Origin of the sequence: Pseudomonas sp. R38(2017), from assembly GCF_002112395.1 — a bacterium.
In the GTDB taxonomy this organism is placed as follows: Bacteria; Pseudomonadota; Gammaproteobacteria; order Pseudomonadales; family Pseudomonadaceae; genus Aquipseudomonas.
Genome location: NZ_NEHN01000009.1, coordinates 27912 through 54529 on the forward strand (window position 1 = coordinate 27912; position 26618 = coordinate 54529).

At 64.1% G+C, this 26618-nt stretch carries 2 protein-coding genes (1 of these 2 only partly in view); both read right to left on the reverse strand.

All coding sequences use genetic code 11. The annotated features are described in order from the left end of the window. Entirely contained in the window at positions 1 to 14646 is a 14646-nt protein-coding gene (locus CAF87_RS22085; protein ID WP_085733047.1) for a non-ribosomal peptide synthetase, read from the reverse strand. Then, on the reverse strand, positions 14643 to 26618 hold the 3' portion of the coding sequence (locus tag CAF87_RS22090) for a non-ribosomal peptide synthetase (RefSeq protein ID WP_085733048.1). Its footprint extends 4293 nt past the window's final position; the window shows 11976 of its 16269 coding nt (coding positions 4294-16269); its start codon lies beyond the right edge, outside the window; it ends in the stop codon at positions 14643 to 14645. The genes CAF87_RS22085 and CAF87_RS22090 overlap by 4 nt, the downstream gene beginning before the upstream one ends.

Below are 26618 nucleotides of genomic sequence, written 5' to 3' on the forward strand. Positions count from 1 at the left end.
TCAGGACAACACTTGACCTGCCGCCACCGTCAGTCCGTCATGCCACCACGCCGCAAGACTGAAGACGTTGGGCGCCTTGAGAATCGTGAAGTGGTTGCCGGGGCCGTACCACACCGCCAGATCCCGGGCCTCGCGCTGCCAGCCTTGGAGCATCGCTGCCTGTTCGCGCTGGTTGCCCGAAGCGTCCAGCGTCGGGTCGTCCACCAGCGCCAGACGCACCGGTCCGGTATAGGCCAGCGCCGGCTGATAGACCGTGCGCAGCGCCGTGGCGAAGGTACGCACCGGGCCCTGCATCGCATCAGCTGACGAGCGTTCGGACAGCACACCGGCACGCACCATGCCGTCATGCAGCAAGCGCATTTGCGTGGCGTCATCGGCTTCAGCGAAGGCCAGCGCATCGATGCCCAAAGACTTGCCGCCGGACAGTTGCAGCGACTCGATAAGCCGCAACAACGCCGCCGTCGTGGTGTACGGTTTGCCCACAACGCTGTTGCCACCCGGCGATTCGCTATCGATCAGGGTCAGGGACGCCACCTCGCGCCCCGCAGCCTGCAACTGCGCCGCCATGGCGTAGGCCACCCAGCCGCCGAACGAATGCCCGATCAGATGCACCGGCCCTTGCGGGTACAACTGCTCAAGTGCCCGCAGGTAGAACGTCGCCGCACTTTCGACCCGGCTGTGGGGCACGGTCGCGCCGTCGAGGCCTCGGGGTTGCAGGCCGTAAATCGGCCACTCCGGCCCCAGCGCCTCGGTCAGATGGATGAACCCGGTGACACTGTCGCCAGCCCCCGGCACACAGAAAATCGGCGCATGCCCGGCGTGACCGGTCTGGATCGTCAACAACGGCTGATACGCCCGGGATTCGATCACTGCCGAGGCCTGAACTGCCTGACTGAGCGCCTGACCAAGCACCTGCACATGCGGCGCCTGCATCATGCTCTGGTGATCGCCCGGCACGTCGATGCAATGCAGGAGCGCAGCCGGCACTTCATCCGACCACCCCAGGGTCGGGTGACGACGAGACAGCTCCGTCGGATGCTCCTGAGCCCGGAACAGATGCAACGGGATGCCCAATGGATTGATCCGGTAATGCGCCAGCGCGTGCCCGTGGGCGACCTCGCGGTCGAGGTAATGCCAAAGGTCTTGCGGTGCGGCGGCGGCCATCTCCGGATGCAGCAATTGCTCGTCCCGGCAGCGCTGCAACAACGACTGGAAGTCGATCTGTTCCAGTTCGGTCTGCAACACCGCCAGATGCGCCAGTGCGGCTTGCCCCGCGTCACCAAGAGAAGCCCGGTACATCGTGCAGTGCTGCAACAACTGACGCTTGTGCGCATGCTCGTCGCTCCAGCGCGCCTTGCCCTGATCGGTCAGGCGCGGCACGAAACTGTCGATCAGGCCAACGAACGCCACCGTCTCATCCATGCCAAGCAACTGCATTGCCACTTCGTAGGCCAGCACCCCGCCGAACGACCAGCCGGCCAGACGATAAGGCCCCTGCGGCTGCACCGAGCGGACGATCTCCACCATGCGCGCCGCCAGGCATTCCATGGTGCGCAGCGGTGCCTGGCCGAACGGGATGCCCGGCAGCCCGTAGATCGGGAAATCGCCGTCGATGTGCAGGCCCAGCGCCGGGAAGTAGGCGTTCATCCCACTGAACTCATGGACCAGGAACAACGGAGTGTCTGCGCCACCGGCCCGCACCACGACCAGCCCGTCATCCTGCTCTTCAACGCCTGTGCGCTGGCCGAGCAAGGTGCCGAGTGACTCGATGCTGGCGTGCTGGAACAGCTCGGCCAGCGTCACTTCCAGCCCGCTCTGCTGCATCAGATTGACCAGACGAATCGCCAGCAGCGAGTGCCCGCCCAGTTCGAAGAAGTTGTCGTGACGTCCCACCTGCTCGACCTGCAACACCTCGGCCCACAACTGCGCCAAAGTCTGTTCCAGCGGATTGGCCGGGGCCTCATAGGCGCGGCTGAGCAGCGCGTCCTGCGCCGGAATCGGCAACGCCTTGCGGTCCACTTTGCCATTGTTGTTCAGCGGCAAGGCGTCGAGTTGCACCCAGGCCGAGGGCACCATGTATTCCGGCAGGCGTGCCTGCAATTGGCTGCGCAAAATAGTGCTGTCGACGCCCTCATCGGCTGTGAAATAGGCCACGAGACGCAGCGGTTCCTGGCCGTCCTTACGGGCCAGCACGATGGCTTCCCTGACCCCTTCACAGTTCAGCAGGCGGTTTTCGATTTCTCCCAGTTCGATACGGAAACCACGGATTTTCACCTGATCGTCGTTGCGGCCGATGCATTCCAGCTGACCCGGTGCCAGCCAGCGTGCGAGGTCGCCGGTGCGGTAAAGCAACGCGCCCGGCTGATCACCGAACGGGTCTTGCAGGAATTTCTCGGCAGTCAGATCCGGGCGATTCAAGTAGCCCAGCGCCACGCCTTGCCCGCCGATATACAACTCGCCGGTCACGCCCATCGGCACCGGTTGCTGACGGGCGTCGAGCACGTAGACCTGGGTGTTGGAGATCGGCCCGCCAATCGGCACGCTGTCGGCATCTTCTGCCACTTCACGCACTTCAAACGTCGTGGCGTAAGTGGTGGTTTCGGTCGGGCCGTAGCAGTGGACGATGCGCAGCTCCGGCGCCTCGGCCAGCAAGCGGCGGAAGGCGGCCGGGTCGGCGCGTTCACCGCCACACAGCACAATGCGCAAGCCTTTGAGGGCTTCGGGGATCAACTGCACGTACTGGTTGAACAGCGCGGTGGTGACGAACAGTATCGTAATGCCGGTGTTGGCCAGCTCACGTCCGAGGTCATGTGGATTGAGTAACGTTGCGTGATCGATCACCACCACGCGCCCGCCGTTGAGCAACGGTCCCCAGACATCCATGGTGCTCGCATCGAACGCCGGGTTGGAGGCGAACGCCACGCGATCCTGCGGATTGAAATCGGCATAACCGTTGTTGATTACCAGCCGGCCGATGGCCCGGTGCGGCACCATCACACCTTTCGGCGTACCGGTGGAGCCGGAGGTGTACATGATGTAGGCCACGGATTCCGAAGACTGCGGCAGGTCCGGGTTGTGCGTCGGTTGCGCCTCGAGTTTCAGCGCATCCAGATCGATCCGGCGCACGGTGTAGCCGACTGACTCCGTGCTCAAGGTCAGCAGCGCTTTCGCCCCGCAGTCCTCAACCATGAACGCCTGGCGTTCGGCCGGCGCGTTGATGTCCAGCGGCACATAAGCCGCCGCGCATTTGCCGATCGCCAGTTGCGCGACCAGCAGATCCAGCGAACGCGGCAGCAGGATCGCCACAGGGTCGCCCGGCTGTACGCCCTGCCCGATGAGATGATGGGCCAGGCGATTGGCCCGCTCATTCAACGCAAAGTAGCTCAGCGATTGCGCACCATGCACCGCCGCCACCGCTTGTGGGTGCTTCGTGACCTGCTGTTCGAACAGACGATGAACCGTCAACGTCGCCGAGTAATCCCGCTGAGTGGCGTTGAACTCGACCAGCAATTGCCGCCGCTCATCCCGCGGCAAAATCGACAACTGGTCGATGCCCAGTTGCGGCGTCCGCTCCAGCGCCTGCAACAAGCTCTCGACCGCAAGATCCATGTAGTCGCAGATACGCCCGGCGTCGATCCCGGCCGTGGTCAACGCGGTCAGGCTGAAGTCTTTGCCCAGATCATCGACGCTCAGGCTCAGGCGGTAGTTGCTGTGTTCTTCGGCATCAAGCAACTGCATACCCTGCCATGCCGCCACGACTTCGTCGGAGGGCGTGCCCCCGCCACCACTGTGGCGGTAATTGAACAACGCATTGAACAGCGGCACCCCCGGCGCCATGGCGCTGCAACGTTGCACCAGCGCCAGCGGCGCATGTTCGTGATGCAGCAAGCGGTTCAAGCGTTGATGGGTCGCCAACGCGGCTTCCTTCACCGATTGCCCGTCCAGATCGATGCGCAGCGGCAGCGTGTTGATGAACACGCCCAGCGCCCGTTCGGCGCCTTCACCACCGTGCAAACGGCCGAGCATTACCGTGCCGAACACCACGTTTTCACGCCCCGACAGTTGCCCCAGCACGCTGGCCCAGGCCAAGTGCATCAGGCTGGCAGCGCTGATACCCAGGCGCCTGGCCTTGGCCCTCACCCGTTGGCTCAGCGCCGTACTCAGCAGCCGCTGCACATGCCCGTTGCCGCCGTCTGCGACAGTGTCCTGACCATACGGCAGGGTCGGCTCGTCGATATCGACGAGCATGTCGCGGAAGAATGTCTCATGCTCCTCCTCGCTCAGCCCCGAGCGTGTGCGGGCGACGTAAGTGCGATACGGCACCGGTTCGGCCAGCTGCCGCACCTGGCCGAGCAGGACTGCCTGCATCTCGTGGCGTAGTACCTCCAGTGCAATGTGATCCATCACCAGGTGATGGAACAGCAGCAGCGCCACCACGCGCCGATTGACCGCATCCCAGCTGTGCACCACGCGCATCAGCGGCGCCTGAGTGACGGCCATGCGGTAGTGTCGGGTATCGAACCGGCTGCGCAACTGGCTCAATGCATCCGTTTCACTCTCGTCCAACTCTACCGTTTCACACACCAGCGACGCCTGACGCCAGACCACTTGCACCGGTTCTTCCAGCCCGTCCCAGAACAGCGACGTGCGCAGAATGTCATGGCGTTCAATCACGGTCTGCAAGGCTTCGACGAACACCCGCAGACGCGATTCATCGGCAAACGCGAACTGCGCCTGCAGCACATACGGATCACCCTGAGGCGCCGATAAGTGATGGAACAGGATGCCGGCCTGCAACGGTGCCAACGGATAAATGTCCTGCACATTGGCCGCGCCGCCGGGAATGCTGGCGACGATGCGGTCAATGGCCGACTGATCCAGTGCAACCAGTGGCAGCATGTCCGGGGTGATGTGTTTGCAGTCCGGTGCTATCCGGTTGGCCGGGATTTCAGCCTCCGTCTCATCGCCGACCGCCGCGGCCAGAGCGGCGAGCGTCGGCTGGCTGAACAGCACACGTACATCGGCCGTCAGCCCGACATGACGCATCCGCGCCACCAGGTTGACCGCCAGCAATGAGTGTCCGCCCAGTTCAAAAAAGTTGTCGTGGCGCCCTACCCGTTCCACGTTGAGCAGTTCGGCCCAGAGCCCGGCCAGCAGGATTTCCACCTCGCCGACTGGCGCTTCGTACTCGCGAGTGATGACCGAAGCCTGATCCGGCGCCGGCAAGGCCTTGCGGTCGAGCTTGCCGTTGGGGCTCAGCGGCAACGCATCGAGATGTACGAACACCGCCGGCACCATGTAGTCCGGAAGGTGCTCCAGCAGATGACCACGCAGCACGTCGATTTCCAGCCGTGCACCGGTGTAATAAGCGACCAGGCGCTTGTCTCCCGGCACGTCTTCCCGAGCCAGCACCGCCGCTTCCTGCACGCCGCCGATGTCGGTCAGGCGGGACTGGATTTCACCCAGCTCGATGCGTAGACCACGGATCTTCACCTGATCATCGTTGCGACCCAGGTATTCGATGTTGCCGTCCGCCAGGTAACGGGCGACGTCGCCGGTGCGGTACATCCTTCCCTTGGGCTGGAATGGGTCCTGAAGGAAACGTTCGGCGCTGAGTTCAGGACGATTGAGATAACCACGCGCCACCTGCACGCCGCCGATGTACAACTCGCCGACCACGCCTTGCGGCACCGGTTGCTGCTGGGCATCAAGGATGTACATGCGGGTGTTGGCGATCGGTTTGCCGATTGGCGTGTTGTCCGGGGTTTGCTCCAGCGGACCAGAGCAATCCCACGCTGTGACGTCCACGGCCGCTTCGGTCGGGCCGTAGAGGTTGTGCAATCCGCTGCCCGGCAATTGCTGTTTGAAGCGCCGTACCAGACTGCCCGGCAACGCTTCACCGCTGCACATCACCTGCCGCAGACCGCTGCAACGAGCGGTGTCGCCATGGGCCAGGAACACGTCGAGCATTGACGGTACGAAGTGCAGCGTGGTGATGCGTTCGGCTTCGATTACCTCGCTGAGGTACAGCGGATCCTTGTGACCGCCGGGACGGGCCATCACCAACCGGGCGCCGGTCATCAGCGGCCAGAAGAATTCCCACACCGACACGTCGAAGCTGAACGGAGTTTTCTGCAGCACCGAATCTTCAGATGTCAGGCGATAAGCGTCCTGCATCCACAGCAAGCGGTTGACCACCCCGCTGTGCTCGTTGATCACGCCTTTCGGCTGACCGGTCGAACCCGAGGTGTAGATCACGTAAGCCGTGTGTTGCGGGGTCAGCCCATCGACCGACGGGTTATCCGCCGAAAACGATTGCCAGGTGTCGTGATCCAGATCGACCACCGGCACCGCGACTTCACCCAGCAACAAGCGGGTCGAGCCCTGCACCAACACTGCCGACGGCACACTGTCCTCCAGCATGTAGGCCAGCCGCTCCAGCGGATACGCCGGATCCAGCGGCACATAACCGCCGCCAGCCTTCAGAATCGCCAGCAGCCCGACTACCATTTCCAGCCCCCGCTCGACGCAGATCGCCACCCGCGCATCCGGGCCAACGCCCAGCCCGCGCAAGTGATGGGCCAAACGGTTGGCCCGAGCGTTCAGCTCGGCATAGCTCAGCCGCTGTTCGCCTGAGACCACCGCCACAGCCTGCGGCGACTGCAAGACCCGCGCCTCGAACAAGCCGTGGATACTTTGCTGAAGGTCGTAATCAACGTCAGTGGCATTGAAGTCATGCAACAAGTGCCGACGCTCATCCTCCGCCAGCACATCGACCTGCTCCAACAACGCCTGATCATTACCGACCATGGCCTGCAACAGCTGCTGCAAGTAACCGACATAACGTTGAACCGTCGATTCATCGAACAGCGCCGTGGCGTATTCCAGTGAACCACGGATCACGCCTTGGGCCTCACCCAACGTCAGCGACAGATCGAACTTGGCGAAGTGACTCGGCTCGGCCACGCCTTCCAATGTCAGATCACCGAGAGCCAGCGTCGCACCGCTGCCGCTGTCCCAGCTCAACAGCGTCTGGAACAACGGACTATGGGACAGGCTGCGCACCGGCCGGGTGATTTCCACCACTTGTTCGAACGGCAGGTCCTGATGGGCCTGCGCCTCAAGCGTGCGGGCCTTGACCCGGGCCAGCAACGCCTCGACGGTGAGCGCGCCCGAAGTGTCGATGCGCACGGCAAGCGTGTTGACGAACAGACCGATCAACCCTTCGATTTCCGCACGGTTGCGGTTGGCGACCGGCGAGCCAATCACCACATCAGATTGCCCGGACAAGCGACCGAGCAACATCGCCCACGCGCTCATTACCGCCATGTACGGCGTCACGCCGTGGCGTTGGCACAGCGCCTTGAGGCCTGCGCTCAAACGCTCATCCAGCCGGATGTCGACACTGCTGCCTGCGTAGTCTTGCTGGGCCGGACGTGGACGGTCAGTCGGCAGCATCAACAAGGCCGGCGCACCGGCCAGCGTCTGCTGCCAGTAATCGCTCTGACGCTGCAAGACTTCGCCGCTCAGCCAGCGGCGCTGCCACACGGCGTAGTCGCTGTACTGCAACGCCAGCGGCGGCAGCGGATCGGCCTCGCCGTGGCTGAACGCCTGGTACAGCGCCATCAGCTCACGGGTCAGGACGCCCATCGACCAGCCATCGGAGACGATGTGGTGCAGGGTCAGCAGCAACACATGATGATCATCGGCCAGTCGTACCAAGCGCCCGCGAATCAGCGGATCATCCTGCAAGTCGAACGGTCCCGAGGCTTCGCCCTGAATCAGCGCCTGCAAGGCTTCGTCGGCCTGCGGATGCTGGCGCAGGTCTTCGACCCGCAGCAGCACTCCGCTGTCGAGCGACGCAATCAGCACTTGGGCTTCATTGTTGAACTGGGCAAAGCGGCTGCGCAGGGTTTCGTGACGCTCGACGATCCGTGCCAATGCCCGTTGCAGGGCCACTTCGTCGAGGCGACCGCGCAGGCGCAGGCCGAGGGGAATGTTGTAGGCAGTGTTCGCCCCTTCCAGTTGCGCCATGAACCACAACCGTTGCTGGGCAAACGACAACGGCAGCGTGCCGTCCCGCGGCGCCGGCATGATCGCCGGTTGCGTGCAGCGTCCGGCCTGGGCCAGCACCTCGGCGACAGCGGCGAGCTCGGCGTTGGCAAACAGTTCGGCGAGGGTCAGTTCCACCCCCAGCCGCTGGCGCACCTGAGACAGCATGCGCATCGCCAGCAGCGAGTGGCCGCCCAGTTCAAAGAAATGATCCTGACGCCCGACCTGCTCGACCTGCAGCACCTCGGCCCAGATCTGCGCCAGGGTGGTTTCCAGTTCACCTTGCGGTGCCTGATAGTTGCGGGTGAACAAGGCGCCGCGATCCGGCACCGGCAAGGCCTTGCGGTCGACCTTGCCGTTGGCGGTCAGCGGTAGCGCCTCGAGTCTGACGAAGGCCGCCGGCACCATGTATTCCGGCAGTTGACCGAGCAGATGCGCCCTCAGGTCGGACAACGCCAGCGCTTCGCTCTGCGCCTGTTCAGTGAAATACGCCACCAGCCGAACCTGCCCGGGTTCGTCTTCGCGGGCCACCAGCACCGCCTCCTGGATACCCGGCAAATGGTTCAGGCGAGTTTCGATTTCCCCCAGTTCGACACGCACACCACGGATTTTCACCTGATCGTCGTTGCGCCCCAGGTACTCGATGGAACCGTCGACGCGCCAGCGCGCCAGGTCGCCGGTGCGATACATCCGGCCGTGGTTGAACGGGTCGCGCATGAAACGTTCTTCGGTCAGGTCCGCACGATTCAGGTAGCCCCGGGCCACACCGGCGCCACCCACATACAGTTCTCCAGCCACGCCAACCGGCACCGGACGCTGCTGTTCATCGAGCAGGTACACCGTCGCGTTGGTGATCGGTTTGCCGATGTGCAGCGCCTGCCCCGCTTCGACAATGCCCGAGGTGGCAACCACCGTGGCCTCGGTCGGGCCGTAGTTGTTGACCACATCGAAAGACTGCTGACGATTGAACTGACGCAGACGGTCGCCACCGATCAGCAGCGTGCGCAGGGTCGGATGTTCGAGATTCTGGCTGAAGGCGTATTCGGCCACCGGTGTCGGCAGGAAGCTCACGTCCAGCGGTTGCGCACACCACCAGTCGAGCAACGCGTCCACGTCTTCGCTGCCATCACGGGCCGGTGCCAGGTGCAGGGTCGAGCCGGCGCACAGGGCCGGCCAGACTTCCCAGGCCATGGCGTCGAAACCGAATCCCGCGAGGCTCGACGTGTGGCGCCCGGCGCCCAGAGCGAATGCCTTGCAGTGCCAGTCGACAAGGTTGCTCAAGGTGTGGTGTTCGACCATCACGCCCTTGGGCAGGCCGGTGGAGCCCGAGGTGTAGATGACGTAGGCCAGGTGTTCGCTGGTCATGCCAGGCACCTGCGGATTGCCGGTCTCGGTGTCCGGCCAGGCCTGCAAATCGAGGTCGATCGCCGGCACGTCCAGCACCGGCAGTCGTTCACGCAAATCACTCAGGCACAGCACCGCCACGGGCGCACTGTCGCTCAGCAGATAGTTCAAACGCTCCGCCGGATGCGCCGGATCCACCGGCACATAACCGGCGCCGGCCTTGAGAATGGCCACCAGCCCGACCAGCGTATCCAGCCCGCGTCGGGCAACGATGGCCACGCGATCGTCAGGACGAACGCCCAGCCCGATCAGGTGATGAGCCAAGGTGTTGGCCTGCCGGTTCAGCTCGGCAAAGGTCAACGCCTGCCCCTGACAGACCGCCGCGACCGCTTCGGGCCGCTCGATCACTTGCGCTTCGAATCGCTGCGCGATGGTCTGCCCCGTCAAAAATTCCGCGTGCGTGGCGTTGAACGCAACCAGCAACTGTTCACGCTCGTGAGCCTGAACCATGTCCAGCTGTTCCAGAGGCGCCTGATCATTGGCGACCATCGCATGCAGCAGTTGCTCGAAGTAGCCAACATAACGCTGGATTGTCGATTCATCGAACAACGCCGTGGCGTATTCCAGCGCTCCGCGAATTCCGCTGCGGGTTTCCCCCAGGGTCAGCGACAGGTCGAACTTGGAAAACCGAGCCGGGCCGCCCACGCTTTCCAGCGCCAGATCACCCAGCGCCAGCTCCGGTCCCACGCTGTTTTCCCAGCTCAGGGTGGTCTGGAACAACGGACTGTGGGACAGGCTGCGTGCCGGCCGGGTGACTTCCACCACCTGCTCGAACGGCAAGTCCTGATGAGCCTGAGCCTGCAATGTGAGGGTCTTGACCCGGGCCAGCAGCGCCTCGACGCTGAGCCCGCCGGAGGTGTCGATGCGCAGGGCCAGGGTATTGATGAACAAGCCGATCAGCCCTTCGACTTCCGCGCGACCACGGTTGGCAACCGGCGAGCCGATCACAACGTCCGGCTGGCCGGACAAGCGACTGAGCAACAGTGCCCAGGCGCTCACCATCGTCATATACATCGTCACGCCATGGCGCTGGCTGAGTGCCTTGAGGCCAGCACTCAGCGGTTCGTCGAGCCGGAACTCGACACTGCTGCCGGTGTAATCCTGCTGCGCCGGACGCGGACGGTCGGTTGGCAGCACCAGCAAGGTCGGGGCACCGGCCAGCGTCTGCTGCCAGTAATCGCTCTGCCGCTGCAGCACTTCGCCGCTCAACCAGCGGCGTTGCCAGATCGCGTAGTCGGCGTATTGCAGCGCCAGCGGCGGCAGCGGATCGGCCTCACCCTGGCTGAACGCTTGATACAGCGCCATCAGTTCACGGGTCAGCACGCCCATCGACCAGCCATCGGAGATGATGTGGTGCAGGGTCAGCAGCAACACATGGTGATCGTCGGCCAACCGAACCAGTCGCCCTCGAATCAACGGATCGTTCTGCAAGTCGAACGGTGTCGAGGCCTGTTCACGGATCAACGCCTGCAAGGTTTCGTCGGCCTGTGGATGCTGACGCAGATCCTCGACCCGCAGCAGGCCGCTGTCGACCGCCGCAATCATCACCTGCACGTCATCGTTGTGCGGAACAAAGCGGCTGCGCAGGGTTTCGTGGCGGTCGACGATCCGTGCCAGTGCCTGTTGCAGCGCCGCCTCGTCGAGATGGCCGCGCAAACGCAGGCCCAGCGGAATGTTGTAGGCGGTGTTGACCCCTTCCATCCGCGCCAGGAACCACAGCCGCTGCTGGGCGAACGACAGCGGCAGCGCGCCGTCGCGTGGCACCGGCAACATGGCCGGCTGCGAGCTGCGTCCGGCTTGGGCCAGCATTTCGGCTACCGCCGCCAGTTCGGCATTGGCAAACAAGTCGCCCAAGGCCAGCTCGACGCCCAGACGTTGGCGAACCTGGGACACCATGCGCATCGCAAGCAACGAGTGGCCACCCAGTTCGAAGAAGTGATCCCGGCGCCCGACCTGCCCGACCTGCAGCACTTCGCCCCAGATCCGCGCCAGCGCGCTTTCCAGTTCGCCGTGCGGCGCTTCGTAATGGCGGGTGAACAACGCCGCTCGATCCGGCGCAGGCAGGGCCTTGCGGTCGACCTTGCCGTTGGCGGTCAACGGCAACGCATCCAGCCGGACGAACGCTGTCGGCACCATGTACTCGGGCAACTGCGCCAGCAGGCAGGCGCGCAGCTCAGCCACCGGTTGCGGTTCGACCTGAGCCTGTTCGGTGTAATAGGCGACGAGGCGCGGCTGGCCGGGCTCGTCTTCACGGGCCAGCAATACCGCTTCCTGAATGCCGGGGAGCTGGTTGAGACGGGTTTCAATCTCGCCCAATTCGATGCGCACGCCGCGAATCTTCACCTGATCGTCGTTGCGTCCCAGGTATTCGAGGGTGCCGTCGTCCTGCCAGCGCGCCAGGTCACCGGTACGGTACATGCGCCCGCCGTTGAACGGATCGTCGAGAAAACGCTCGGCCGTCAGGTCGGGACGATTCAGATAACCCCGGGCAACCCCGGCGCCACCGACATACAACTCCCCCGCCACACCAATGGGCACCGGACGTCGCTGATCATCCAGCAGATAGACCGTGGCATTGCTCACCGGCCGACCGATGTGCAGCACCTGCCCGGCTTCGACCTTGCCCGAGGTTGCCACCACCGTGGTTTCGGTCGGGCCGTAATTGTTGATCACATCGAAATGCCGGTGACGGCTGAACTGCCGCAGGCGATCCCCGCCGATCAGCAGTGTGCGCAGGGTCGGGTGTTCGAGGTTTTGACTGAAGGCGTATTCGGCCACTGGGGTCGGCAGGAAGCTCACATCCAGCGGTTGCGCGCGCCACCAGTCGAGCAAGGCGTCGATGTCTTCGTTGCCGTCGCGGGCCGGGGCCAGGTGCAGCGTCGCGCCGGCACACAGGGCCGGCCAGACTTCCCAGGCCATGGCGTCGAAACCGAACCCGGCAAGGCTTGACGTGTGACGACCGGCGCACAGGTCGAACGCGCCGCAATGCCAGTCGACGAGATTAGACAGGGTGCGGTGTTCGACCATCACGCCCTTGGGCAGACCGGTCGAGCCCGAGGTGTAGATCACGTAGGCCAGATGCCCGGTCGTCAGTCCCGGCACCTGCGGATCGAGGGCCAGGCTCAGTGGCCAGGTACGACGGTCGAGGTCGATCACCGGGACGTCCAGCGTCGGCAACCGATCGCGCAAATCGCTCTGGGTCAGCACCACCGCCGGGGCACTGTCGCTGAGCAAGTAGCCCAGGCGCTCGGGCGGATACGCCGGGTCAACCGGCACATAACCGGCCCCGGCCTTGAGAATCGCCAGCAGCCCAGCCAGCGTATCCAGCCCGCGGCGGGCGACGATGGTCACGCGGTCATCAGGGCGAACGCCCAGGCTGATCAGATGATGAGCCAGGGCGTTGGCGTGCAGGTTCAGCTCGGCATAGGTCACTTGCTCACCGAGGAACACCGCCGCCACCGCTTCCGGCCGTTCGACGACTTGCGCTTCGAAACGCTGATGAATCGTCAGCCCATGCGAATAGTCGGCCCGGGTGGCGTTGAAGCCGCGCAGGATCTGCTCGCGCTCTGCGTCTGGGAGGATCGGCACCTGGCTGACCGGTGAATCCGGCGCCTGCTCCAGCGCGGACACCAGACCGTTCAGGGCGCCGAGCATGTAATCGCACACCCGTTGCGGATCGACTTCAGTGGTGGCGAGCAGGGTCAGGCTGAAGGCGTCGCCCAGGTCGTCGATACTCAGGGTCAGCGGATAGTTGGTGCGCTCTTCCGAGTGCAGGGTAGTGATGCCTTCCCATGCCGACAGGGTTTGGGCGCTGACGGACGCAGCGCCATGGCTGTGGCGGTAATTGAGCAAGGCGCTGAACAGCGGCGTCGGCGCAGCCACGCTGCTGCAGCGCTGGGCCAGCGCCAGCGGCGCGTGTTCATGGCGCATCAACGTGGTGAGACGCGCGTGGGTTGCCTGCACGGCGTTGCGCACGCTCTGAGCATCGACGTCCACCCGCACCGGCAAGGTGTTGATGAAAATGCCCAGCGCCCGGTCGGTGGCTTCTGCACCTTGCAGGCGGCCCATCAACACTGTGCCGAACACCACGCGTTGCTTGCCGGCAAGCGTGGCCAGCACCTGTGCCCAAGCCAAGTGGAACAGACTGGCCGCACTCACTCCGAGCTGCCGTGCCTGCCCCCGCAGGCGTTGGCCCAAGGCCGGTTCGACCGGCACGCTCAGTTCGGTGATGCCGTGGCCGTCGCCCTGTACATCCTGCAGGCCGAACGGCAAGGTCGGTTCGTCGATATTGCCGAGCATGTCGCGGAAGAACGCCTCGTGCTCGCTCTCATTGACACCCAGCCGCGCCTGCGCCACGTAGTCACGAAACGCGACCGGCCGCCCCAGCAGATTGCCCTGCCCCGTGAGGAACGCGCGCATCTCATGGCGCACCACGTCGAGCGCCGAGTGATCCAGCGCCATGTGATGAAACAGCAGCGTCGCGACCACCCGTTGCCCGGCTTCGTCCCAGGCGTGGGCCAGACGCATCATCGGCGCCTGGCTCACGTCCATGCGGAATTCCCGGGCATCGAAACATTCGTGCAAATGCGTCAGCGCATCACCTTCGGCGTCGATCTCTTCCACCGGCAATTCGGCCTCACGCCAGACCACTTGCAGCGGCGTATCCAGCCCCTCCCAGACCACCGCCGTACGGAGAATGTCGTGGCGATCGATGACGGCTTGCAAAGCCTGAACGAACGCGTCCAAACGTCCGCGATCGGCAAAGGCGAAATGCGCCTGCATCACATAGGGATCGCCCTGGGTGGCGCTGACGTGGTGGTAAAGAATGCCTTCCTGCAACGGCGCCAGCGGGTAGATGTCCTGCACGTTGGCCGCGCCGCCCGGCACGTCGTCGACCAGACGGTCGATGGTCGCCTGATCGAGCTCGGCCAGGGTCAGCATCGCCGGAGTGATGCGCGTGGTGCCGGGTGCAATGACATTGGCCGGCACCTCGACCTGACCGCTCTTGGTCGCTGAATATTGCCCGGCCTTGATCAGCTCGATCAGCGCCGGTTTGTGCTCGCGCAGCAACGCCAGCACCGCCGGGTCGCTCAGCGCCTGTTTGTTGCCCTGTACGCGCAACTGGTCGTCGGTGACCGCTAACTGGATGTCTTTCGCTTTAAGTGTTGCCAACAGTTCGATCACGTTCACAGGACGATCTCCATTCTTTCCGTAATTGCGGCGTATCCGGCCAGGGTCGGTTGTTCGAACAACGCCCTGACCTCGGCTTCCATGCCTTCCTGACGTAACCGGCCGATCAGACTGACCGCCAGCAATGAGTGCCCGCCCAGTTCAAAAAAGTTGTCGTGGCGCCCTACCCGCTCTACGTTGAGCAGCTCGGCCCACAGTCCCGCCAGCAGGATTTCCACTTCGCCGACCGGAGCTTCGTATTCGCGAGTAATGAACGAAGCCTGATCCGGCGCCGGCAAGGCCTTGCGGTCGAGCTTGCCGTTCGGACTCAGCGGCAGCGCATCAAGGTGCACGAACACCGCCGGCACCATGTAGTCCGGCAGGTGCTCCAGCAGATGGCCGCGCAGCACATCGATTTCCAGTCGGGCGCCGGTGTAATAGGCCACCAGGCGTTTGTCCCCCGGCACATCCTCGCGAGCCAGCACCGCTGCTTCCTGCACGCCGCCGATGTCGGTCAGGCGGGACTGGATTTCCCCGAGCTCGATGCGCAGACCGCGGATCTTCACTTGGTCGTCGTTACGGCCCAGGTATTCGATGTTGCCGTCGGCCAGGTAACGGGCGACGTCGCCGGTGCGGTACAGGCGGCCGTTTGGCTGGAACGGATCGTTGAGGAACCGCTCGGCGCTGAGTTCAGGACGATTCAGATAACCCCGTGCTACCTGCACGCCACCGATGTACAACTCGCCGACCACACCTTGCGGCACCGGTTGTTGCTGGGCATCAAGGATGTACATCCGGGTGTTGGCGATCGGTTTGCCGATTGGCGTGTTGTCTGGCGTTTGCTCCAACGGCCCAGCGCAATCCCACGCCGTGACGTCCACGGCCGCTTCGGTCGGACCGTACAGGTTGTGCAATCCAGACCCCGGCAATTGCTGCTTGAAGCGCCGCACCAGACTGCCCGGTAGCGCTTCGCCGCTGCACATCACCTGACGCAAACCGTGGCAACGCGCGGTATCGCCATGGGCAAGGAACACGTCGAGCATCGACGGCACAAAGTGCAGCGTGGTGATGCGTTCTTGCTCGATCACTTCGCTCAGGTACAGCGGATCCTTGTGGCCGCCCGGACGGGCCATCACCAACCGGGCGCCGGTCATCAGCGGCCAGAAGAATTCCCACACCGACACGTCGAAGCTGAATGGCGTTTTTTGCAGCACCGAATCTTCAGCCGTCAGGCAATAGGCGTCCTGCATCCACAGCAAGCGGTTGACCACCCCGCTGTGCTCGTTGATCACGCCTTTCGGCTGACCGGTCGAACCCGAGGTGTAGATCACGTAAGCCGTGTGTTGCGGGGTCAGCCCATCGACCGACGGGTTATCCGCCGACAACGATTGCCAGGTGTCGTGATCCAGATCGACCACCGGCACCGCGACTTCACCCAGCAACGAGCAGGTCGAACCCTGCACCAGCACCGCCGACGGCGCACTGTCCTCCAGCATGTAGGCCAGCCGCTCCAGCGGATACGCCGGATCCAGCGGCACATAACCGCCGCCGGCCTTCAGAATCGCCAGCAACCCGACCACCATTTCCAGCCCACGCTCGACGCAGATCGCCACTCGCGCATCCGGGCCGACGCCCAAGCCACGCAAGTGATACGCCAAACAGTTGGCCCGCTGGTTCAGCTCGGCGTAGCTCAGTCGCTGCTCACCGGAAAGCACCGCCACAGCCTGCGGCGTGCGCAAGACCTGCGCCTCGAACAAGCCATGGATGCTCTGCTGAAGGTCATAACCGACTTCGGTCGCGTTGAAGTCGAACAACAGCCGCTGCCGCTCCGCCCTCTCAAGAACCGGCAAACGATTCATCGCTTGCGTCGGTGCCTGCTCGAGCGCCTCCACCAACGCCAACAACGCCGTCTGCATGTAGCCGCAAATCCGCTGCGCGCCGATGTCCGCCGGCACCATGGCGATCAGCGAGAAGCCGTTGCCCAGGTCATCGACGTTCAGGCTCAGCGGGTAGTTGGTGCGTTCTTCACTGCTCAGGGTCTCGATGCCTTGCCAGGCCTGAACCACGCTGTCCGCATGCTCGGAACCGTGGCTGTGTCGATAGTTGAGCATCGCGCTGAACAACGGCGACGGCGCCGCAATCCCGCTGCAACGCTGGGCCAGTGCCAGCGAAGCGTGCTCATGCCCCAGCAACGCGGTGAGACGCTGATGTGTCGCCTTGACCGCTTCGCGCACCGGGGTGTCGCCCAGATCGACCCGCAACGGCAAGGTGTTGATGAACATGCCCAGTGCACGGTCGGCGCCCTGGCCGCCCTGCATTCGGCCCATCAGCACGGTGCCGAACACCACGTTGTCCTGCCCGGAGGTCGCCGCCAATACCTGGGCCCACGCAAGGTGGAACAGGCTGGCCACGCTGATGCCCATCTGCCGTGCCTGACTGCGCAGGCGCAGGTTCAGGCCGCTGTCGAGTACCTGCTGCACTTCCTCGATGCCGCGTCCGTCGCCGCGCACATCGCGCAGGCTGAACGGCAGGGTCGGCTCGTCGATGTCACCCAGCATGTCGCGGAAAAACGCTTCATGCTCCGACTCCGTAACGCCCAACCGCGCCTGCGCCACGTAATTGCGATACGGCACCGCCGCCGGCAACGGCTCATCGGCACCACGCAAATACGCCTGCATTTCATGGCGCACCACTTCCAGCGCGGTATGGTCGAGCACGATGTGATGGAACAGCAGCATCGCCACCACCCGGCCACGGGCCGGATCCCGGGCATACACCAGACGCAGCAACGGCGCCTGGGCGATGTCGAGGCGGTAATGCCGGGCATCGAATCGGGCGTGCAACTGTTCAAGGATGTCGCCGGCCGCAGGGTCCAGCACGACCTCCTGCACCACCAGTTCAGCCTGACGCCACACAACTTGCACTGGCACGCTCAAGCCTTCCCACACCACACCCGTGCGCAGCACGTCATGGCGGTCGATGACCTGTTGCAATGTCGCACTGAAACGCTGCACACGTTCAAGACTGTCGAATGCGATACGCGATTGCAACAGGTAGGGATCGCCTTCTCCCGCACTCAAGTGGTGGTAAAGAATGCCTTCCTGCAACGGCGCCAGCGGATAGATGTCCTGCACGTTGGCGGCGCCGCCCGGGACGCTGGACACCACGCGGTCGATGGCGGCCTGATCCAGCGTGACCAGCGTCAGCATCTCTGGAGTGATGCGGGAGCAATCGACCGCGATGCCGTTGGCCGGCACTTCGATTTCGCGACCGCTGCCCACGGCCGCAGCCAGTGCGGCCAGGGTCGGCTGACTGAACAGCACGCGCACATCGGTACTCAGGCCGATCTGGCGCATGCGTTCGATCAGGCTCACCGCCAATAGCGAGTGACCGCCCAGCTCAAAAAAGTGATCGTGACGTCCAACCCGCTCGACGTTCAGCACCTCGGCCCACAACCGGGCCAGGGCGATTTCGGTTTCGCCAAGCGGAGCCTCGTAGTCGCGCACCAGCACCGACTCGGCGCCGGGAGCCGGCAGCGCCTTGCGATCCACCTTGCCGTTGGGGCTCAGTGGCAGGCTGTCGAGCGCCACGAAGGCCGACGGCACCATGTAGTCCGGCAGGCGTGCGAGCAAGTGTTCGCGCAACGCCTCGATCCCCGGTTGCCCGACCTCGGCGTGCCAGGTGAAGTACGCCACCAGACGTTCTTCACGCACCAGCACCACGGCTTCACGCAGGGCCGGATGGCTCAGCAATTGCGCTTCGATTTCACCCGGTTCAAGGCGCAGACCACGCAGCTTGACCTGGAAGTCGTTGCGCCCGATGAATTCGAGCTGGCCATCGGCGCGGTAGCGCACCAGGTCGCCCGTGGCATACAACCGATCGCCGGCCACGAACGGGCTCGGGATAAACCGTTCAGCCATCAACTGCGGCAGCCCCAGATAGCCCCGCGCAACCCCGGCACCGCCAATGAACAACTGACCGATGACGCCCATCGGCACCGGCCGCTCGGCGGCATCCAGTACATACAGACGGGTGTTGTTGATCGGCCGTCCGATCGGCAAGACGCCGTCCGGCACCGGCATCGACGGTTCCAGCGTCCACACCGTGCTGTCGACCGTAGCTTCGGTCGGGCCGTAAACGTTGTGCAAGCGCACCTGCGGCAGACGCTCGCGCACAAGGCGCGCCAGCGCCGGTGTCAGGTCGCCGCCACCACAGAACACATCGGTTAGACTGCTGCACTGGCTGACATCGTCCTGTTCAAGGAACTGTTGCAGCAACACCGGCACAAACTGGATCACGCTGATCCGCTGCTCACGAATCACCTGCACCAGATACACCGGCTCGCGGTGTCCTTCTGGACGCCCCAGCACCAGCCGCAGCCCGGTGCTCAACGGCCAGAACAGCTCCCAGACCGAGGCATCGAAACTGAACGGGGTTTTCTGCAACAGTGCGCCGTCCGTCACGACGGGACACAGCTGCGAACTCCAGTGCAGCAGGTTGCCGACGCCGCGATGCTCGACCATCACGCCTTTCGGCGCCCCGGTAGAGCCGGAGGTGTAGATCACATAGGCCAGGTTCGAACCACTCAGGCCCGGTACTTGCGGGTTGTCCTGCGGGTTGAATGTCCAGTGGTCCTGATCCAGATCAATCACCAGAGCGATGCTTTCGTCGAGCAATGCGCGAGTCGCCCCATGCACCAGCACCGCCACCGGGGCGCTGTCCTTGAGCATGTAGTCCAGACGCTCCGCCGGGTACGCCGGGTCCAGCGGCACATAGGCACCGCCCGCCTTGAGGATGCCGAGCAGCCCGACCATCAGTTCCAGCCCGCGCTCGACGCAGATTGCCACACGCGAATCCGGCCCCACGCCCAGTTCGCGAAGGTGATGGGCCAGACGGTTGGCCTGAGCATTGAGTTCGGCGTAGGTCAGCCGCTGTTCACCGGCCTGCAACGCAATGGCTTGTGGCGTGCGCCGTACCTGCGCTTCGAACAACCCGTGAACGGTTTGCTCCAGATTGTCTGCGGTGCCGGTGACGTTAAGGTCGTACAGCACCCGCTGACGTTCTGCGCCTTCAAGGATCGGCAAGCGATTCAGTGGCTGATCCGGCGCCTGTTCCAGGGCATCCGCCAGTTTCTCCAGCGCGATCTGCATGTAGTCGCAGATCCGCTGTGAACCAATGTTCGCCGGGGTCATGGCAGTGAGCACGAAACCGTTGCCCAAATCATCGACGCCCAGACTCAGCGGATAGTTGGTGCGCTCTTCGCTGCTCAGGGTCTCGATGCCTTGCCAGGCCTGACGCAGGTTTTGCTGCTGCGCCTCGTCGGCGCTGTGCCGGTAGTTGAGCATCGAACTGAACAGCGGCGACGGCGCGGCCACACCGCTGCAACGTTGGGCCAGCGCCAGCGAAGCGTGCTCATGACCGAGCAATGCGCTCAGGCGCGCATGCGTCGCCCGAGCCCCTTCGCGCACCGGGGTTTCACCAAGATCGACCCGCAGCGGCAAGGTGTTGATGAACATGCCCAGCGCCCGGTCGGCCCCTTCGCCGCCTTGCATCCGGCCCATCAGCACCGTGCCGAATACCACCCGTTCCTGCCCGGACGTCGCCGCCAGCACCTGCGCCCACGCAAGGTGGAACAGGCTGGCCACGCTGATGCCCAGTTGCCGGGCCAGGCTGCGCAGACGCTGACCGGTTGCAGCGGTCAGGGCCTGTTGCGTTTCCTCGATGTCGCGACCGTCGCCTTGCACATCCTGCAAGCCGAACGGCAGAGTCGGCTCGTCGATGTCGCCGAGCATGTCGCGGAAGAACGTTTCGTGGTCCTGCTCGCTGACACCCAGCCGCGCCTGCGCCACGTAATTGCGGTAAGGCACGGCGGCGCCCAGCGAGGCTTCGCGTCCCTGAAGGCAGGCGAGCATTTCGTGCTGCACCACGTCCAGTGCGGTGTGATCCATCACCACATGGTGGAACAGCAACATCGCGACCACCCGGTCATGGGCCGGATCACGGGCATACACCAGGCGCAGCAACGGTGCCTGGCTGATGTCGAGGCGGTAATGACGGGCATCGAAACGCCCGTGCAATTGCTCGAGGATGTCGCCCTGCGCAGGGTCGAGCACAATCTCCTGCACCACCAGTCCGGCGTGACGCCACACCACCTGCATCGGCGCGGCCAGTTCCTGCCAGATCACCGCCGTGCGCAGGATGTCGTGGCGGGCAATGACCTGGCGCAGCGCCGCCGCGAACGCTTCCACACGCTCGACGCTGTCGAAGGCCAGCCGCGATTGCAGCAAATAAGGATCGCCCTGTTCGGCACTCAAGTGGTGATAAAGGATGCCTTCCTGCAACGGCGCCAGCGGATAAATGTCCTGCACGTTGGCAGCGCCGCCGGGCACTGTGGCAACGATGCGGTCGATGCTCGGCTGATCCAGTTCCGCCAGGCTCAGCAAGTCCGGGGTGATATGGGTGCAATCAGCAGGAATGCGGTTTGCCGGTACTTCGATCTCACGACCGCTGCCCACCGCAGCGGCCAGCGCAGCCAGCGTTGGCTGGCTGAACAGCACACGCACGTCGGTGTTCAGGCCGATCTGGCGCAGACGTTCGATCAGGCTGACGGCCAGCAGCGAATGGCCGCCCAGTTCGAAGAAGTTGTCGTGGCGACCGACCTTTTCCAGTTTCAGGACGTCGGCCCAGATCTGCGCCAGTGCGGTTTCCACCGGGCCTTGCGGAGCTTCGTATTCACGGCTGAGCCAGGCGTTCTGATTCGGTTCCGGCAAGGCCTTACGGTCGAGTTTGCCGTTGGCGGTCAGCGGCAAGGCGTCGAGTCGCACGTAAGCTGCCGGGATCAAGGCTTGCGGCAGAAGCGTTTGCAGATGATTACGCAGGGCTTCGATATCGGCCGGTGCACGCTCGGTGAACCACGCCAGCAACTGCCCGTCGCGCACCAGCGCCACGGCGTCCTGCACCGTCGGATGGCTGGCCAGCGCGGCTTCGATTTCCCCCAGTTCGACCCGCACGCCGCGCAGTTTCACCTGATCGTCGTTGCGGCCCAGGTATTCGATATTGCCGTCCACGCGCCACCGAGCGAGGTCGCCGGTGCGGTACATCCGCGCCTGCGGCTGATCGCTGAACGGATCAGTGAGAAAGCGTTCGGCGGTCAGGTCGGGACGGTTCAGGTAACCCCGCGCAACGCCGGCACCGGCGACGTACAACTCGCCCGTCACCCCCACCGGCACCGGGCGCTGCTGATCGTCGAGCAGATAGATGCGGGCGTTGGCCATCGGCCGACCGATGTGCAGTGGTTGACCGATTTCAACAGGACCGGAAGTGGCGACCACCGTGGCCTCGGTCGGGCCGTAGTTGTTGATCACCGCGAAGGTTTGCGCACGATTGAACTGACGCAGTTTGTCGCCACCGATCAGCAAGGTGCACAGGGTCGGGTGTTGCAGCTCGCGGCTGAAGGCGTATTCGGCCACCGGAGTCGGCAGGAAGCTCACCTGCAACGGCTGCGCTTGCCACCACTCAAGCAGTTCATCGAGATGTTCATTGCTCACCGATTCCGGCGGCAGGTGCAGGGTCGCGCCGACGCACAGCGCCGGCCAGACTTCCCAGGCCATCGCATCGAAACCGAACCCGGCAACGCTGGCGGTGTGGCTGCCGGCGTGCAGGTCGAAGGCTTCGGCGTGCCAGTGCACGAGGTTTTCCAAAGTCGCGTGTTCGACCATCACGCCTTTCGGCTGGCCGGTGGAGCCCGAGGTGTAGATGACGTACGCCAGATTTGCCGGGGTCAGGTACGGCAGTTGCGGGTTGCTGGCGGGCAGATGTTGCCAGGCGTCGTTGTCCAGATCGATCACCGGCATCATGCCCGGCAGATCCCGGGTCGAGGCCTGGACCAGCACGGCCACCGGATCGCTGTCCTGCAACAGGTAGGCAATACGTTCCGCCGGATGCGCCGGATCCACCGGCACATAACCGGCGCCAGCCTTGAGAATCGCCAGCAGCCCGACCAGCATCTGCGGGCCGCGACGCACGCAAATGGCGACGCGGTCGTCCGCTTGCACGCCGAGGCCGATCAAGTGATGGGCCAGTTGGTTGGCGCGCTGATTGAGCTGCCCGTAGGTCAGTTGTTGTGCACCTTGAATCACGGCGAGGGCATTCGGGTTGCGCTGGGCCTGCGCCTCGACCAGTGCGTGAATCGTCGCACCACGAGGATAGGCCGTGACCGGAGGATTGAAACCTTCGACCAGACGTTCCAGCTCCGCAGTCGAAAGGATCGGCAAGCGGTTCAACGGCTTTTTCGGCGTCTGTTCCAACGCCTGCACCAGTTGCTCCAGCGCGGTGTGCATGTAACTGCAAATCCGTTGCGCACCGATCTGACTCACCGCCAGAACCGACAAGGCGAACCCTTCGCCCAGATCGTCCACGCTCAGGGTCAGCGGGTAGTTGGTGCGCTCTTCGCCACCGAGTTTCTGCACGCCCTCCCAGATGCCCTGGCCGTTCTGCGACGGCTGCGCGGGGGCGCTGTGACGGTAGTTGAACAAGGCGCTGAACAGCGGCGACGATGCCGCGACACCGCTGCAACGCTGGGCCAGCGCCAGCGAGGCATGTTCATGCCCCAGCAGCGCGGTCAGTCGCGCATGAGTTGCCTTGACCCCGTCCCGCGCACCGACGCCGACATCGATGCGCAGCGGCAGGGTGTTGATGAACACCCCCAGCGCCCGGTCGGCGCCGTCGCCGCCCTGCATCCGCCCCATCATCACCGTGCCGAACACCACATCGCGGCGGTTCGACAGCACGCCCAGCACTTGCGCCCAGGCCAGGTGCATCAGGCTGGCGGCACTCACGCCCAGTTGCCGTGCCTGTTCACGCAGACGCACATTGAGCTCGGCCGCTACCGGTTGTAGCGCTTCTTCGATGCCATGACCGTCGCCCTGCACATCCCGCAGCCCCAGCGGCAGGGTCGGCTCGTCGATGTCCCCGAGCATCTCGCGGAAAAACGCTTCGTGTTCCTGCTCGCTCAGTCCCAGGCGCGCCTGGGCCACATAGTTGCGATAGGGAATCGGCGCTGAAAGGTGGTCGATCTCACCGAACATCACACCGCGCATTTCATCGACGATCACTTCCAGCGCGGTGTGATCGAGGATCAGGTGGTGGGACAGCAGGATCGCCACCACGCGCTGCCGTTTCGGATCTTCGGCATACACCATGCGCAGCAGCGGCCCCTGGCTGATGTCGAGGCGGTAGTGACGGGCATCGAAGCGCTCGTGCAACTGTTCAAGGATGTCGCCGTTTGCTGAATCCAGCGCGACGTGCTGAACCACCAGCTCGGCGTGGCGCCACACCACTTGATGAGGCGTCGCCAGGCCTTCGTGGACAACGCTGGTACGCAGGATGTCGTGGCGTGCGATGACCTGCTGCAAGGTGTCGGTGAAGGTGCGCAGGCGCTCGACACTGTCGAAGGCCAGACGCGATTGCAGCAGGTACGGGTCGCCCTGCTCCGCGCTCAAATGGTGATAAAGGATGCCTTCCTGCAGCGGCGCCAGCGGATAGATGTCCTGCACGTTGGCGGCGCCGCCCGGCACCGTGGCGACGATCCGGTCGATACCGGCCTGATCCAGTTCGGTCAGGCTCAGCAGGTCCGGGGTGATGTGAGTGCAATCAGCAGGAATACGGTTGGCCGGCACTTCGATTTCGCGACCACTGCCCACCGCTGCCGCCAGCGCGGCCAGGGTTGGCTGGCTGAACAGTACGCGCACGTCGGTGCTCAGGCCGATCCGTCGCAGGCGCTCGATCAGGCTCACCGCCAGCAGCGAATGGCCGCCCAGTTCGAAGAAGTTGTCGTGGCGACCGACCTTTTCCAGTTTGAGGACATCTGCCCAGATTTTCGCCAGTGCGGTTTCCACCGGGCCTTGCGGAGCTTCGTATGCCTGGCTGAGCCAGGCGCCCGGAGCCGGCAGCGGCAAGGCTTTGCGGTCGACTTTGCCGTTGTTGTTCAGTGGCAAGGCGTCGAGCTGCACCCAGGCCGAGGGCACCATGTATTCCGGCAGGCGTGCCTGCAATTGTTCGCGCAGACTGGCGCTGTCGACGCCTTCATCGGCCGTGAAATACGCCACCAGACGCAGCGGTTCCTGGCCGTCCTGACGGGCCAGCACGATGGCTTCCCTGACCCCTTCGCAGCTCTGCAGGCGGTTTTCGATTTCTCCGAGTTCGATACGGAAACCACGGATTTTCACCTGATCGTCGTTGCGCCCGATGCATTCCAGTTGCCCCGGTGCCAGCCAGCGTGCGAGGTCGCCGGTGCGATACAGCAGCGCTCCTGGCTGATCACCGAACGGGTCTTGCAGGAATTTCTCGGCAGTCAGATCCGGGCGATTCAAGTAGCCCAGCGCCACGCCTTGCCCGCCGATATACAACTCGCCGGTCACGCCCATCGGCACCGGTTGCTGACGGGCGTCGAGCACGTAGACCTGGGTGTTGGAGATCGGCCCGCCAATCGGCACGCTGTCGGCATCTTCTGCCACTTCACGCACTTCAAACGTCGTGGCGTAAGTGGTGGTTTCGGTCGGGCCGTAGCAGTGGACGATGCGCAGCTCCGGCGCCTCGGCCAGCAAGCGGCGGAAGGCGGCCGGGTCGGCGCGTTCGCCACCACAGAGCACGATGCGCAGGCCCTTCAGTGCCTCGGGGATCAACTGCACGTACTGGTTGAACAACGCAGTGGTGACAAACAGGATCGTGACGCCCGAAGCCGCCAATGTCTGTGCGAACACGTTTGGATCAAGCAAGGTGTCGTGATCGATCACCACCACGCGCCCGCCATTGAGCAACGGTCCCCAGACATCCATGGTGCTCGCATCGAACGCCGGGTTGGAGGCGAACGCCACGCGGTCCTGCGGATTGAAATCGGCGTAACCGTTGTTGATCACCAGTCGACCGATGGCCCGGTGCGGCACCATCACCCCTTTCGGTGTGCCGGTGGAACCGGAGGTGTACATGATGTAGGCCACGGATTCCGAGGACTGCGGCAGGTCCGGGTTGTGTGTCGGTTGCGCCTCGAGTTTCAGCGCATCCAGATCGATCCGGCGCACGGCGTAATCAACCGTTTCAGTGCTCAAGGTCAGCAGCGCTTTCGCCCCGCAGTCCTCAACCATGAACGCCTGACGTTCAGCCGGCGCGTTGATGTCCAGCGGCACATAAGCCGCCGCGCACTTGCCGATGGCCAGTTGCGCGACCAGCAGATCCAGCGAACGCGGCAGCAGGATCGCCACAGGGTCGCCCTGCTGTACGCCCTGCCCGATGAGATGATGGGCCAGGCGATTGGCCCGTTGATTCAGTTCTTCATAGCTCAACGCGGTGTTGCCATGCGCCGCAGCCACAGCTTGCGGATGCCGTTTCACTTGCTGCTCAAACAGACCGTGAACCGTCGAGTCCGACGGATAATCCCGCTGGGTCGCGTTGAACCCGACCAGCAACTCCCGCCGCTCTTCCGGAGGCAAAATCGTCAACTGATCGACGCCCAGTTGCGGCGTCCACTCCAGTGCCTGCACCAGACTGTCGAAAGCAATATTGATGTACTCGCAGACCCGCGCACCATCGATGCCCGGCACCGCTTGCACACTTAGACGCAAACCTTCGCCAAGGTCGTCGACGCTGACCACCAACGGATAGTTGCTGCGCTCGCGGGAGCTGAGCAATTCAATGCCGTCCAGGGTCAGGCCGGCAGCCTGCGGTGCGCTGTGGCGATAGTTGAGCAACGTGCCGAACAGCGGCAACGCCCCCGAAATCCCGCTGCAACGCTGGGCCAGTGCCAGTGACGCTTGCTCATGCGCGAGCAATTGCGCCAGCCGTTCATGGGTGGCGAGCACGCTGTCGCGCACCGCCGTGGCGGTCACGCTGACGCGCAGCGGCAAGGTGTTGATGAACAGGCCCAACGCCCGGTCCGCGCCCTCGCCGCCCTGCATCCGACCCAGCAGCACCGTGCCGAACACCACCTCGTCCCGGCC